Below are 13,313 nucleotides of genomic sequence, written 5' to 3'. Positions count from 1 at the left end.
GTCGGGGGTCCTCCTGGGATTATTCTGCGGCGTTCTGGGTCTCGGCGGGGGCGTTCAGGATACGCTCGACCCAGGCGATCTGATCCTCAAGCTCGGAGATCGCGGAATTGAGCTCGTCGCGCTGGGCGATCATCTCGCCGAGCCGGTCCTTGGCCATGTCGTAGGTACGGGCGAGCTGCGTGCGCTGCTGGTCGCCCATGTGGTAGAGATCGAGCAGCTGGCGGATGTCCTCGAGGCTGAAGCCGAAGCGCTTGCCGCGCAGGATCAGCGTCAGCCGGGCGCGGTCGCGCCGGGTGAAGAGACGGCGCTGGCCCCGGCGGATCGGGAACAGCAATTCCTTCTGCTCGTAGAAGCGCAGCGTGCGCGGCGTGACGTCGAACGCATCGCACATTTCGCGGATGCTCAACGTCTCTTCGGTCTGGTCAGTCATGTCGGTCATGTCGGTCATGTCATCAAGCCCTCATCGCGGATGCGCTGCATGTCCGCGCTGCAGGGTCGATTTACAAGAATGGATTACGTTTACGTAACTCATACGTCGCGTCACTTTTGCGCTGACGTAAGATCACCCAAGCTGACGCAGGGTCATCGGTAATTTTCTGACGCGGAAAAGCCGGTCGGGGAGGGCGCTCGCGGTGCCCGGAGATCACTCTCCGAGGGTGGTGGCGACCTCTTCACGGAGCTTCGAGAGCTCGTCCATCGCCGCGTCGAGCTGGCGGCGCTGCTCGCGCAGCTCGTCCATCTGGCGGTCGGCAAGCTCGATCCACGCCCGCATCTGGGCCTCGTTGCCCTCGTGCTCGTAGATCAGCAGCCACTGGCGAATATCCTCGAGCTGGAAGCCAAACTTGCGGCCCCTGAGGATCAGGGTCATCCGCGCCACCTCGCGCGGGCCGTACCAGCGCGCGCGCCCGTCGCGCTCCGGTTGCAGAAGCTCGATATACTCGTAATACCGCAGGGTTCTCGGAGTGACGTCGAACTTGGCGCACATCTCCTTGAAGCTGAGGCGTCGCTCACTCATGGGGGTGTCCTCCGCAGGGGCCTGACACAGACAATAGGCTGGGCTCCGGGCGTCGGCAACACCGCCCGGCTTGCACCCGTCCGGCAGCCGGGCGCATAAAGGCGCCGAACAATGCAGGAGGTGCCGATGGCCGCCGACAAGACCCGGATCGCGGAGCAGTTCATCCAGTCGATCCCCCACGCCCGGGCCCTCGGCATGTCGATCGAGGAGATCGGCGACGGGTACGCGCGGATCGCGATGCCCTACGATCCGCGCCTGATCGGCGATCCGCAGACGGGCGTGATCCATGGCGGCGCGGTCTCGGCGCTGATGGACACCTGCGGCGGGGCCTGCGTGATGAGCCATCCCGACGCGCCGGGCGGCACCGCCACGATCGACCTGCGCATCGACTACATGCGCGCGGCCCGGCCTGGCCAGACGATCCTCGCCGAGGCGCGCTGCACCCATATCACCCGCACCGTCGCCTTCGTGCGCGCCACCGCCTTCGACGACGACCGCGAAAATCCGGTCGCCACCGCGACCGGCGCCTTCACCGTGGAGCAGCCGCGATGAGCCGTCCGACCCCGGAACCCGTCGCCGTCGTCAAGCAACGCCGCGACGCCGCGCTGCGCGCCCTGGCCGAGGGCGTGCCCTATATCGCCTTCATGGGCATCCAGTTCGATCGCCGGGGCGACGAGCTGACCGCCGTTCTGCCGTTTCGCGACGACCTGATCGGCAATCCGATCCTGCCCGCGATCCATGGCGGGGTGACGGCGGCCTTTCTCGAGGTCACGGCGCTGGTGTCGCTGAGCTACCAGTGGCTCTGGGAGGATATCGAGTCGGGCGCGCTGGAACTGGCCTCGCTCGAGGCCGGAAAGCTGCCGCGCCTGCCGAAGACCATCGACTTCACCACCGATTACCTCCGCTCGGGCCTGCCGCGCGATGCCTATGCGCGCGCGCATGTCACCCGCTCGGGCCGCCGCTACGCCAGCGTCAAGGTCACGGCGTGGCAGGACAACCGCGACCGGCCCATCGCCGAGGCCTCGGCGCATTTCCTGATGCCGTCGCGCGACCAGTAACCGCGTGAGCCAGCCCGTCACCCACCGCCGGGTGCTCGCCATCGCGCTGCCGGTGGTGCTGAGCCACGCCACGGTGCCGATCCTCGGCATCGTCGATACCGGCGTGGTCGGGCAGCTGGGCGAGGCCGCGCCCATCGCCGCCGTCGGCCTCGGCTCGGTGATCCTGACGGCGATCTACTGGGTGTTCGGTTTCCTGCGGATGGGCACGACCGGGCTCGCGGCGCAGGCGCGGGGCGAGGGCAACCGTGCCGAGGTCGCCGCGATCCTGACGCGGGTCATCCTGATCGGTCTCGCCGCGGGACTCGCGCTGATCGCGCTGCAGACGCTCCTCTTTCGCGCGGCCTTCGCGGTCTCGCCCGCGAGCGACGAGGTCGAGGGGCTGGCCCGCGCCTACATGACCATCCGCGTCTGGTCCGCGCCCGCGGCCATCGCGCTTTACGGCATCATCGGCTGGCTGATCGCCGCCGAGCGCACCCGCGCGGTGCTTGTCCTGCAGCTCTGGATGAACGGGCTGAACATGGGGCTCGACCTGTGGTTCGTCCTCGGGCTCGACTGGGGGATCGAGGGTGTCGCCGCGGCCACCTTCCTTGCCGAGTGGACGGCGCTGGCGCTCGGCCTCTGGCTCTGCCGGAGCGCCTTCCGGCACCCGTCCTGGCGGGACTGGCCGCGCGTCATGGACCGGGTGCGGCTGATCCGCATGGCGCAGGTGAACGGCGACATCCTGATCCGCACCGCCGCGCTGCAGTCGATCTTCCTGTCCTTCATGATGTTCGGCGCGCGCTTCGGCGACGTGTCGCTGGCGGCGAACCAGATCCTGCTGCAATTCCTCTACGTGACCGGCTACGCGCTCGACGGCTTCGCCTTTGCCGCCGAGGCGCTGGTCGGCGGTGCGATCGGCGCCCGCGACCGTGCCGCGCTCCGCCGCTCGGCGCTTCTGACCTCGGGCTGGGGGCTCGCCTGCAATCTCCTCTTGAGCCTCAGCTTTCTGCTCTTCGGGCCGCTCGCCATCGAGATCATGTCCGAGGCCCGGGAGGTGAACGCCGCCGCGCGCGCCTTCCTGCCCTGGATGGTGATCGCGCCCTTGGCGGGGCTCGCGTCCTGGATGCTCGACGGCATCTTCATCGGCGCCACGCGCACCGGCGACATGCGCAACATGATGATCCTCTCGGCCATCGCCTATTTCGCGACCGCCGCGCTCCTGATGCCGCTTTACGGCAATCACGGGCTCTGGGCGGCGCTGATCCTGAGCTTTCTCTATCGCGGCGCGCTTCTCGGCTGGCGCTACCCGGCGCTCGAACGCGCGGCGGGACCGGCCTGAGATCAGAGCGTCGCGAGCGCGCGGGCAAAGACCGCCTGGTCGATATTGCCGCCCGACACCGTGACGATCACATCATCGCCCTCGATCCGATCGCCGTGAAAGAGCGCCGCCGCGAGCGCCACCGCGCCACCGGGTTCGGCGACGATCTTCAGCCGCTGCCAGGCAAGCGCCACGGCGCGCAGCGCGTCCTCGTCCGAGACGACAAGCCCGGGACCGGCGAGGCGCGAAAGGATGGGAAAGGTCAGCTCGCCGGGGGAGGGCGTGAGGATCGCATCGCAGAGCGATCCGGTCGTCTTTGCATTGCGTTCCCGCGTGCCGCTGGCGAGCGACCGGGCGACATCGTCGAACCCCTCCGGCTCGACCGTGCGCAGGCGCAAACCCGGAGCGTCCGCTTCGAGCGCCAGCGCGATCCCGGCCGAGAGCCCACCACCGCCGCAGCAGACCAGGACATCGGCCTCCGCGATCCCCAGCGCCGCCGTCTGGTCCGCGATCTCCAGCCCGCAGCTCGCCTGGCCCGCGATCACCTGCGGATCGTCATAGGGCTTCACCAGCGCAAGGCCCCGCTCGGCGGCAAGCCGCGCGCCGATCGCCTCGCGGTCCTCCGAGGTCCGGTCGTAGAGAACGACCTCGGCTCCGAGCGCCCGGGTATTGGCGATCTTCAGGGCGGGCGCGTCCGTGGGCATCACGATCACCGACGGAACACCCAGCCGCCGCGCGGCCTCGGCCACGCCTTGCGCATGATTGCCCGAGGAATAGGCGAGGATGCCCCGGGCGCGGGTCTCCTCGTCGAGGGCGGTCAGGGCCGACCATGCGCCGCGGAACTTGAAGCTGCCGGTATGCTGGAGACATTCGGCCTTCACATGCACTCGCCGTCCCGCGATCTCGTCGAGAAAGGGCGAGGACAGGAGCGGGGTGCGGCGGACCACGCCGTCAAGCCGCTCCGCCGCCCTGCGGACCGTGGCGATATCCACCGCGCCGGTCCTTCTCAGCGCATCAGGGCGAGCCAGCGCTGGAGCGCGTCCAGCGCCTCGGGCTCGTCGAGGAAGGGGATGTGGCCGCGGTCGGGAACGGTCGCCGCGATCATGTCGGGACGGCGTGCCTGCATCGCGGCGAAGGTCGCCTCGCTCAGAAGGTTCGAATTGGCCCCGCGAATGGTGCAGAGCGGCAGCTCGGCCAGCGCATCGAAGAGCGGCCAGAGATCCGGCGCGGGCTGCGCCCCGGCCTCGAGCACAGCATCGCGGAGCTTCGGATCGTAGGGGATGACGAGCCCGTCCTGTCCCTCGCGGTAGAGCTTCCGCGCTTCCTCGTCCCAGCGCTCGGGCGGGACATTGGCGAAGCCGGGCAGGCGCGCGCCACCCCCGGCGGCCTCTTCATAGCTTTTCCACGGTGGGTTCTTGCCGATGTAGTCGCGGATCACCTTGAGACCGGCCTCGGCGATCTCGGGGCCGATATCGTTCAGCGCCACGCCCATCAGCCGGTCCTTGACCGTCGCCGCCAGCACCATCGAGATCAGGCCGCCGCGCGAGGTCCCGAGCACCGCCGCGCGCTCGAGCCCGAGATGGTTCAGAAGCTCCACCGCGTCGCGGCCCTCGACCGGGATGGTGTAGGTGCCGTGATCGCCCCAGTCCGACTGGCCGCGCCCGCGATAGTCGAGCCGGATCAGCCGGACTCCTGAGAGATGCGGCGCGACATATTCGAAATCCCGCCCGTCGCGGGTGAGACCGGCCAGGCAGAGAAGCGGCAGGCCGGTGCCCTCGTCGGTGTAATGCAGCGACAGGCCATCGGAGGTGGTGAAATTGGGCATCAGGACGCGATCTCCGGAATGGCGGTGAGGTCTGTGAGCTGGTGATGCGGCCGGGCGGGCATCCGGTCGACCGGCTCGCCCGCGCGATTGACCCAGGCGGTGGTGAAGCCGTAGCCCGCGGCCCCCGCCGCGTCCCAACCGTTCGAGGAGACGAAGAGCACCTCGTCGCGGGCGCAGCCGAAACGCGCCTCCACCAGATCGTAGACCGCCGAGGCCGGTTTGAAGATGCCGCAGTCCTCGACCGAGAGCACGTCGTCCAGAAGCTCGCCCAGCCCGGCCGACGAGACCGCGCCGTCGAGCATCTCGGGATTGCCGTTCGACAGGATCGCGCAGGTCTTGCCCGCGTCCTTCAGCGCGGTCAGCATCCCCGGCACCTCCGGGTAGGCCTCGAGCTCCCAGTAAAGCGCCAGGAGCCGTTCGCGCAGCTCCGCGTCGCCGTCGAGGCCCTGGTTTTCCAAGGCCCAGTCGAGTCCGTCCTTGGTGACCTCCCAGAACGTCGTGTGATCGCCGGTGACCGCGCGGAGCCAGGTGTATTGCAGCTGCTTCAGCCGCCAGTCCTGCGAGAGCGCGGCCAGTTTGTCGGCCAGCGCCTCGCGGCCCGGTTCCGAGGCGGCGGTGCGGGCGGCCGAAGAGACGTCAAAGAGCGTGCCATAGGCGTCGAAGATGCAGGTGGTGATGGGCATGGGTGCTTGTGTCCTTTCGCGGGCGAGACTGTCATGGGGCGACGGGACTGGAAAGGCCCCGGGCGTGGCTTTCCTCGGCGCGGGCACCGGTCTATGGGGAAGGCCGGGAGAGGGAGGATGCCATGACCGACACGGAGCCCACCATCATCGCGCGGATGCGGCCTTCGGCGCCCCGGGTGCTTCTGGGCATGGCGGCGCTGATCGCGACCGCGGTGTTCTGCGCGGGCGTGGCGCTGGTCGACGAGGCCCCGGCGCTGACGCGCGCGGCGATGCTCGCGGTCGCGGGCGGCCTCGGCTGGCTCTGCCTCGGCATGTGGCGGGCCGGGCGGGGCGAGCTGATCCTGACCGAGGACGCGCTGATGGACGAGCGCGGCACGGTCCTGGCGCGACGCGACGAGATCGTCCGGGTCGACCGCGGCGCGTTTTCGTTCAAACCCTCAAACGGCTTCCTTCTGCGCACGGAAAAGCCGGGTCCGCGGGGAATGCGGCCCGGCTTGTGGTGGCGGATCGGTCGCCGGATCGGGGTCGGGGGGCTGGTCCCGGCCTACCGGACAAAGCCCGTGGCCGAGGCGCTCGAGGCCGAGCTGGCGGGCCGGATGCTCTAGGCGCCCGGCCTCGGGCCTTAGCCCTTCTTGCCCTTCTCGTGATTGTTGCCGCCGGTCTCGTTGGTGAGACACTCGTCGGCAGCCGCGCCTTCGTCAGCGTTCTCGGCGTTGTTGTTGCACAGCGAGTTGCCGGTCGCGTCCTGGTCGCCGTTACCCCAGCCGTTGTTGCCGTCGGATTCGGAGTTGGTCCCGTCGAAGATCACCTGAGGCGCGAAACGCGGGCGGGTGAAGGAGTAGGTCTTGATCTCGAACGCATCGAGACCGGCCTCCAGCGCGGGGACGTAGTCTTCCCAAGTTTCGACCAGGATCACCTCGTCGCCATTGGCCATGATCGGCAGGCGCGATTCGTAGCGGGTCAAATCGCCCTTCGCCAGCGCGGCGTAGGCACCGCGGGCCTCGGACCACTCCAGACGGTAACTCTTGGAGTTGCCGTCGTAATAGACCACCGAGATCCGCATGTCCGCCGTGGCGGCATCCGAGTCGGTCAGCGTGTGGAACAGGCTGAAGGTGTTGTCGATATAGGCGTCGTTCAGCGGATCGGTCTCGCGCGAGATCATGTCGCCGATCGTGTAGTTGGCCTTCTGGTTCAGCGACTGCTGGCGCGAGACGTCGAACCAGACCCAGGTTCCGCCGAAGAGCCAGAGCAGCATCGGGAACATGATGACCGCTTCGACCGTGATGTAGCCGTCTTCGGCGGCACGGAAGCTGCGGAGGCGGGATAAAAGGGAACTCAGCATGGCGATGTCCTCAGCTCGGTTCCTGGACGAAGGCGGCCTTCGACACGATTGCGGTGTAACCGGCGCCGTCCTTGCGGAGGGCATTGCCCATCCAGGTGGCCGGCGAGATCGGCTTGTACTTGAAGCAGGCGCGCAGGAGCATCAGCTCGTTGTCGCGGCCGTATTCGAAGCTCACGACCGGCGCGACGTTGTCGCTGTGATCGACGCAGCGCGCGGTGTCCGAGGGATCGGTCCAGTCGCGGATTTTCATGCGCACCATCTCGAGCTGCAGGTTGTCGACGCAGCCGGGCAGCACCGCGGCGCGATCGCAGATCGACTGCTTCAGGCTCGCGTGGTTGTAGAGCGTACCGGTCCCGAGGCGCACGTCGCGGACGGTTTCGTCCAGTGCGCGCTCCAGCGCGGTGTGTCGCATGGTGGTCGCCGACAGCTCGATGCCCGAGAGGATCACACCGACGAAGACGGGGGTCCAGAGCGCGAAGGGGATGACGGCGCTGCCGCTCTCGGACGCCCGGAAGCGCCGCAGCAGGTTGAGCGTTGCACGGATCATTGGGTCAGCCTCAGTTGGTTGATGGCGCGGGCGATCGAATAGAACGCGTCCTCGATCTCGGTGCCATCGACGTCGAAATAATGGGCGGGCGAGGAGGCACAGTCCTTCATCGCGGCGTTGCCCTCGACTGTGGTCTCGAAGCCGATGGCCCAGATCACGATGCCCGAGTCCTTGGCCGCCTCGCAGACGTTGTGCAGGAGCGTGTCGCCCATGGTGGCGTTGTACTTCTGCCAGTAGAAGACCGGCCATTTGTTCACGGCCACGTTGCGTTCGAGATAGTACCAGAGGTTGTTGGCCGCCCAGTGCGAGACCTCGGACGCGGTGTCATAGGCGAAGCTCGACAGACGGTAGGACGAGTCGTGCTGGCCGTCGGTCATGAGAACGATGGTCTTCAGCGTCTGGACGTCGTCAAGCGCGGCCGGACGGTTCAGGAAGGCCACGTCGCCGCCCTTCTTCTGGTTGATGATCGCGTTGTTGATCGAGCGGGTCGACGGGTGCAGGAGCGCGGAGGCCCATTTCATCCCGAGGAAGATCGAGGTGCCCGCACGCGGCTGCAGGTCGAGCACCTGCTTCTTCAGCCCCGCGAGATCCTGGCTCCAGGCATTGATCCGCTCGTAGTCGTAGCGCGGACAGACGGTGTCAGTGAGGTCGTTGCCGCCGTAGTAGTTCCACTGGAAGTGCTGCATCTGGTCGTAGAACATCGTCGTGTCGAGCGCAGCGGTGTCGAAGCTTTCCGAGGGAAATTCCAGGCAGTGGGAATAGCCGTGCTTCCAGTTGACGTTCATCTGCTCGGTGAGCAGCGGCCCGGCGTTCACCTGTTCGGAATAGGGAACGAGGTTGATCGACACGAGGTCCTGGTTGTCGGCGGTCAGAACCGTGTCGAGAAAGACGTTGGCGGCCGATTGCATGTTGGTCAGGCGGCTGTTGTCGGCCATGGAGCCCGAGATATCGAGGACCAGCGACACTTCGACCTTGCGCACACGCTCTTCCGCGGTGCTGACCCCGTCGGCCTTCATCTGGTCGATGCCGATGAGCTTGGTGAAGTTCGACTTCTCCGATGTGTAGGCCGTGCCTTCCACCCGACGGTAGTTCAGGCTTTCGGTGACCTTCACCGACGTCAGCGCGTCAGGCATCAGCATCTTGTCGAAATAGTCCTGCATCACCGCCTTGGGATCGACCTCCTGTTCGAGGTCGGCGGCGGCCAGAACCGCGCGGTCGAGGGTGTTCTGGACCTTGTTGCGCTTCAGTTCGGCATGCATGACGTCGATCCCGACACCGCCGAAGGCGATCAGGATCAGCGATCCGCCGACACCGAAGAGCGACATGTTTCCACGTTCATCGAGGCGTAGCGCCTCAAAGGTCCGGCCAATGGGACGCAGCGCCTTGGCAACGCGACCACCGACCTTTCGTCCCGGCAGGGTCTTTTTCGCACACATCTCGTACCTTTCCTCGAGCGCGAGGCCCGTCTTTCTGACCGGATTACCGGTTCACTATTCTTTGGAGATCTCGGTCTCCGACAGCGAGGATATGCCGAAAGACAGCGGCCAAATTTAGGCGAATTTTTATTTAATTACAGTGGATTATCTACGCGTGTTGGACAGTCGCCGGGTCGCGGCCAAGATTGTCGATGAAACCGAAGCCAATTCGCGCTTTAACAGCGGTGCCGGGGCTTAAGTTTCGCCCCGATTGCCGTGTCGTCCCGGAAACAGGGCGGCGCGGCCGAAAGCGGCGCCTGAGGACGCCGCCACTTTAGGGAGAAGAGAACACGGATGGCAAAATCTCCGTCAAACGAGCCGACATTCCGCGAGAGTGTCGATCTGATGTACAAGCGGGCGGTCGACATGATGGACCTCGGCCCCGGTCTCAAAGAGAAGATCAGGGTCTGCAATTCGACCTACACCGTCCGTTTCGGGGTGCGCCTGCGCGGCGAGATCCACACCTTTACCGGCTATCGCTCCGTGCATTCCGAGCACATGGAGCCGGTCAAGGGCGGCATCCGCTACGCGCCGAACGTGGACCAGGACGAGGTCGAGGCGCTGGCGGCGCTGATGACCTACAAATGCGCCCTGGTCGAGGCGCCGTTCGGCGGCTCCAAGGGGGGTCTCTGCATCGACCCGCGCGATTACGACGAGCGCGAGCTCGAGATGATCACCCGCCGCTTCGCCTACGAGCTGATCAAGCGCGATCTCATTAACCCTAGCCAGAACGTTCCGGCCCCGGATATGGGCACCTCCGAGCGCGAGATGGCCTGGATCGCCGACCAGTACGCGCGGATGAACACCACCGACATCAACTCGCGCGCCTGCGTCACCGGCAAGCCGCTCAATTCGGGCGGCATCGCGGGCCGGGTCGAGGCGACGGGCCGCGGCGTGCAATACGCGCTGCGCGAGTTCTTCCGCCACAGCGAGGACGCCAAGCGCGCCCGGATGGAAGGCAAGCTCGACGGCAAGAAGGTCATCGTGCAGGGCCTCGGCAATGTGGGCTACCACGCGGCCAAGTTCCTCAGCGAAGAGGATGGCGCGCTGATCGTCGGCCTGATCGAGCGCGACGGCGCGCTGCTCGACCCCAAGGGGCTCGATATCGAAGCGGTCCACGGCCATATCCGCGAGACCGGCGGGGTGAAGGGCTACAAGGACGCCGAATATGTCGAGGACGGCTCCAAGGTGCTCGAAGAGGAATGCGACATCCTCATTCCGGCCGCGCTCGAAGGCGTCATCAACCTCTCGAACGTCCATCGCATCAAGGCCAAGCTGATCATCGAAGCCGCGAACGGGCCGGTGACCGCGGGCGCCGACGAGGTCCTGCGCGACAAGGAGGTGGTGATCATCCCGGACATGTATGCCAACGCGGGCGGCGTCACGGTCTCCTATTTCGAATGGGTCAAGAACCTCAGCCATATCCGCTTCGGACGGATGCAGCGCCGGCAGGAGGAAAGCCGTCACCAGCTGCTCCTCGACGAGCTGGAGCGGCTCGACCGCTATCTCGGAGACGCGTGGTCGCTCCGGCCCGACTTCAAGGAGCGCTATCTGCGCGGCGCGGACGAGCTGGAGCTGGTGCGCTCGGGTCTCGATGACACGATGCGCATCGCCTACCAGGCGATCAGCGAGACCTGGAAGACGCATAAGGGCGTTACCGACCTGCGCACGGCGGCCTATATCACCGCGATCGAGCGGGTCGCCGCGAGCTACCGCGCCAAGGGGCTCTGAGCCGCCGGTCCGCCGGGCGCGATGGTTAACATCTCGCTGTTAATCATCGTTAAAAGACATGGCCCCGCCGCAATCCGCCGCGGGGTCATGCCGTATTCGGGGCGCATCTTGATCGGTGACGCGGGCCGTTCCGACCCGCCTGAGACCAGCAAGGTGACGCCATGACAACGCTATGCGATCTTCTCCAGCGCTTCCGCCGCGACGAGCGCGGCAGCCAGACCGTCGAGGCGGTGATCTGGGTGCCGTTCTTCACGATGTTCCTGCTCTTCGTCGTGGATGTCTCGATGGTCTTCAACCGCCAGTCCGAAATGCACCGCATCGTCCAGGACGCCAACCGCGCCCTGTCGACCGGCCGGATCGAGACCACCGCCGAGGCCGAAAGCTTCGTGCGCACGCGCCTCGCCTATCTCGAGGTGACCCCCGACATCCGGACCACGGTCGACAAAGGCGTGATCAACACGCGCATCTCCGTGCCCGCGAGTGCGCTGATGCCGCTCGACGGGTTCGCGTTCTTTCGCGACAAGACCGTCGTGGTGTCGAACCAGCACCTGTCGGAGTTCTGAGCCATGCGCGACCTGATCACCCGCTTTCGCCGGGACGAAGACGGCGCGATGACCGCCATGTCGCTCTACTTCGTCGCCATCGCCGCGATGGTCGGCGGGCTCGCCGTCGATTTCGCCCAACGCACCGAGCGCGAGACCTGGCTCCAGACCGCGACCGATGCCGCGGGCCATGCCGCGCTCCAGTCCCGCACCACCAAGAGCGCGAGCGCGGCGCTCTCGGACGCGCTGTCGGTCGCGGCCGCCAACCTGCCGGTCTCGGTCCACGGGCTCGCCATCCTGCCCTCGGACATCACCTTCGGCAGCTGGGACGCCGACACAAGGACCTTCTCGGCCGATGCCACCGCGCGCGACGCCGTGCGTGTGACCGGAGAGCGCAGCGCGGCGCGGGGCAATTACGTGTCGAACCTGCTCCTGCACACGCTCGGCTATCGCGGCTTCGAGCTCGACACCGACGCGGTCTTCGCGCGCCAGACCCCGCCCTGCTTCCGCGAGGGCTTCGTCGCCGAGGCCCGCGTCGACCTGCAATCCAACAATGCCTTCGGCGCCAATTTCTGCATCCACGGCAATGACGGTGTGAAACTCAGCTCCAACAGCAGCTTTGCAGACGGCTCGGTGGTCTCCATGCTCGACCCCGCGACGCTCGAGTTGCCGTCGAGCGGCATGACCAGCAACCCGGGCCTCGCCGAGGCGCTGCGCTACACCCATTACCCGTTCCACGCCATCGACAGCGTGCCGGACACCATCGCCGATCTCCTTGCGGGCGGGGCGTCGGTGCCGGGCTATATCTCGGGTCTTGCCGGTGTGACGCTGCCCGACCGCAGGCTCACGCCCGAGCTTGTCATTCCGGGCCGGATGCATATCGCGCTGACCTGTTCGGGCAACCAGAAGCTGGCGATCGAGGCGGGGCATTACGACAAGTTCCTCCTCGTCACCAACTGCAAGGTGAAGTTCAACCAGGGCGTCCACCTGACCGACAGCGTGATCGCGACCACCAATCCCGACCCGAAATCGCTGAACGCGCCCTCCGGGCTGATCCTCGGCCTCGACGACTCCTGTGCCAAGGGCGGCGGCGTGACGCTTCTGAGCGCGGGCGGGATGGAGGTGGCCTCGGATCTCGAGATCTACGGCAGCCAGGTCGTCGCGATGGGGGACGTCACCTTTTCGGCCAACGCGACGGGCATCGAAGGGGCTTCGATCATCTCCGGGGGCACGATAAACTCGACCAGCCGGATCGAGATGGACGGCTGTCCCGAGGACACCAATGACGGGATCGTGACCGAGAAAATCGTGCGTATGGTGCAATGAAGGGTCGGCACTCGCCGTCAGAATAGGTGACAGCCGAAGCGCCTTTGCCTATTTCTTTTGCATCGATCACCTCTCTTCGGAGCCCATGATGTCGCCCTTCCGTTCGTTTTCCCTGGTCTGCCTCGTCGCAACCGCACCGCTCGTCGCCGCTGCTCCCGTTCTGGCTCAGGACAAGGCTGCGGAATGCGCATTGCAGGCCGAGATGGTCATGGCCGTCGTCGCGGAGCGCACGGGCGGGGCCTCGGCCGGCGATGCGGTCGGGACGGTGCAGGCGGGGCTCGAAGGCGATGTCGCGAAATATGCCTCGGTCGTGCCGGCCGTGGCGGACTGGGTCTATTCGCTGCCCGAAAAGCAACTTGGCGACAGCGTCGGCACCAGCTGGACCGAGGCCTGCATGGCGCGCTGAGAGGCGCGTCACTCCAATCCCTTCTCACGGACTGCGCCCGCTGGACTCCTCCGGGGCCAGAGGCGA

The 13,313-nt window shown here is 66.6% G+C and carries 16 protein-coding genes; 8 read left to right on the top strand and 8 right to left on the bottom strand.

Annotated features, from left to right (window positions below):
- Positions 1 to 19 precede the first annotated feature (19 nt).
- Positions 20 to 448 carry a MerR family transcriptional regulator gene (locus tag ACFQ4E_RS12320; RefSeq protein ID WP_386803964.1) on the bottom strand — a complete coding sequence of 143 codons (429 nt, stop codon included), beginning with the start codon at positions 446 to 448 and terminating at the stop codon, positions 20 to 22.
- A 195-nt stretch (positions 449 to 643) separates the two neighbouring features.
- A complete protein-coding gene (locus ACFQ4E_RS12315) occupies positions 644 to 1,015 on the bottom strand; it encodes a MerR family transcriptional regulator (RefSeq protein ID WP_386803962.1) in 372 nt (123 codons plus the stop codon).
- Positions 1,016 to 1,141: 126 nt separating this feature from the next.
- Between ACFQ4E_RS12315 and ACFQ4E_RS12310 the strand changes: the two genes are divergently transcribed.
- From ACFQ4E_RS12310 to ACFQ4E_RS12300, 3 genes are read left to right on the top strand one after another with little or no spacing between them, the layout of a single operon-like run.
- Positions 1,142 to 1,567 (top strand): PaaI family thioesterase, encoded by a 426-nt coding sequence (locus tag ACFQ4E_RS12310; protein WP_386803960.1) that lies wholly within the window; start codon positions 1,142 to 1,144, stop codon positions 1,565 to 1,567.
- Complete coding sequence (locus ACFQ4E_RS12305) at positions 1,564 to 2,073, top strand: PaaI family thioesterase (RefSeq protein ID WP_386803958.1); 510 nt, start codon at positions 1,564 to 1,566, stop codon at positions 2,071 to 2,073. The genes ACFQ4E_RS12310 and ACFQ4E_RS12305 overlap by 4 nt, the downstream gene beginning before the upstream one ends.
- 4 nt (positions 2,074 to 2,077) lie before the next feature.
- Positions 2,078 to 3,391: an MATE family efflux transporter gene (locus tag ACFQ4E_RS12300; protein ID WP_386803956.1), complete on the top strand. Its 1,314-nt coding sequence runs from the start codon at positions 2,078 to 2,080 to the stop codon at positions 3,389 to 3,391.
- A 2-nt stretch (positions 3,392 to 3,393) separates the two neighbouring features.
- Here ACFQ4E_RS12300 and ACFQ4E_RS12295 read toward each other — a convergent pair whose 3' ends face one another.
- From ACFQ4E_RS12295 to ACFQ4E_RS12285, 3 genes are read right to left on the bottom strand one after another with little or no spacing between them, the layout of a single operon-like run.
- Positions 3,394 to 4,362, bottom strand: a complete 969-nt coding sequence (locus tag ACFQ4E_RS12295) for a threonine ammonia-lyase (RefSeq protein ID WP_386803954.1) — start codon at positions 4,360 to 4,362, stop codon at positions 3,394 to 3,396.
- Between the two features lie 14 nt (positions 4,363 to 4,376).
- Positions 4,377 to 5,195: an alpha/beta fold hydrolase gene (locus ACFQ4E_RS12290; protein WP_386803952.1), complete on the bottom strand. Its 819-nt coding sequence runs from the start codon at positions 5,193 to 5,195 to the stop codon at positions 4,377 to 4,379.
- Positions 5,195 to 5,878 carry a haloacid dehalogenase type II gene (locus tag ACFQ4E_RS12285; RefSeq protein ID WP_386803949.1) on the bottom strand — a complete coding sequence of 228 codons (684 nt, stop codon included), beginning with the start codon at positions 5,876 to 5,878 and terminating at the stop codon, positions 5,195 to 5,197. The genes ACFQ4E_RS12290 and ACFQ4E_RS12285 overlap by 1 nt, the downstream gene beginning before the upstream one ends.
- A gap of 122 nt (positions 5,879 to 6,000) precedes the next feature.
- On the opposite strand from ACFQ4E_RS12285, the gene ACFQ4E_RS12280 reads away from it, so the two are divergent.
- Positions 6,001 to 6,483, top strand: a complete 483-nt coding sequence (locus tag ACFQ4E_RS12280; RefSeq protein WP_386803947.1) for a hypothetical protein — start codon at positions 6,001 to 6,003, stop codon at positions 6,481 to 6,483.
- A gap of 17 nt (positions 6,484 to 6,500) precedes the next feature.
- On the opposite strand, the gene ACFQ4E_RS12275 is transcribed toward ACFQ4E_RS12280, so the two are convergent.
- From ACFQ4E_RS12275 to ACFQ4E_RS12265, 3 genes are read right to left on the bottom strand one after another with little or no spacing between them, the layout of a single operon-like run.
- Complete coding sequence (locus ACFQ4E_RS12275) at positions 6,501 to 7,220, bottom strand: TadE/TadG family type IV pilus assembly protein (RefSeq protein ID WP_386803944.1); 720 nt, start codon at positions 7,218 to 7,220, stop codon at positions 6,501 to 6,503.
- 10 nt (positions 7,221 to 7,230) lie between these two features.
- A complete protein-coding gene (locus ACFQ4E_RS12270) occupies positions 7,231 to 7,767 on the bottom strand; it encodes a TadE/TadG family type IV pilus assembly protein (protein WP_386803942.1) in 537 nt (178 codons plus the stop codon).
- Complete coding sequence (locus ACFQ4E_RS12265; RefSeq protein WP_386803939.1) at positions 7,764 to 9,203, bottom strand: Tad domain-containing protein; 1,440 nt, start codon at positions 9,201 to 9,203, stop codon at positions 7,764 to 7,766. Before ACFQ4E_RS12265 ends, ACFQ4E_RS12270 begins: the two co-directional genes overlap by 4 nt.
- Before the next feature lie 333 nt (positions 9,204 to 9,536).
- On the opposite strand from ACFQ4E_RS12265, the gene ACFQ4E_RS12260 reads away from it, so the two are divergent.
- The 4 genes from ACFQ4E_RS12260 to ACFQ4E_RS12245 all read left to right on the top strand — a co-directional run bounded on the left by ACFQ4E_RS12260 (position 9,537) and on the right by ACFQ4E_RS12245 (position 13,247).
- Entirely contained in the window at positions 9,537 to 10,973 is a 1,437-nt protein-coding gene (locus tag ACFQ4E_RS12260; protein ID WP_386803937.1) for a Glu/Leu/Phe/Val family dehydrogenase, read from the top strand.
- A 161-nt stretch (positions 10,974 to 11,134) separates the two neighbouring features.
- Positions 11,135 to 11,536, top strand: coding sequence for a TadE/TadG family type IV pilus assembly protein (locus tag ACFQ4E_RS12255; RefSeq protein ID WP_386803935.1), 402 nt, complete (start codon positions 11,135 to 11,137; stop codon positions 11,534 to 11,536).
- A 3-nt stretch (positions 11,537 to 11,539) separates the two neighbouring features.
- On the top strand, positions 11,540 to 12,841 hold the full coding sequence (locus ACFQ4E_RS12250; protein ID WP_386803933.1) for a TadE/TadG family type IV pilus assembly protein: 1,302 nt from the start codon (positions 11,540 to 11,542) through the stop codon (positions 12,839 to 12,841).
- An 88-nt stretch (positions 12,842 to 12,929) separates the two neighbouring features.
- On the top strand, positions 12,930 to 13,247 hold the full coding sequence (locus ACFQ4E_RS12245; RefSeq protein WP_386803931.1) for a hypothetical protein: 318 nt from the start codon (positions 12,930 to 12,932) through the stop codon (positions 13,245 to 13,247).
- Positions 13,248 to 13,313: the final 66 nt, after the last annotated feature.

Source organism: Litorisediminicola beolgyonensis, assembly GCF_042679605.1.
Taxonomy (GTDB): Bacteria; Pseudomonadota; Alphaproteobacteria; order Rhodobacterales; family Rhodobacteraceae; genus Litorisediminicola; species Litorisediminicola beolgyonensis.
This window is presented reverse-complemented; position numbering and strand designations above follow the sequence as displayed.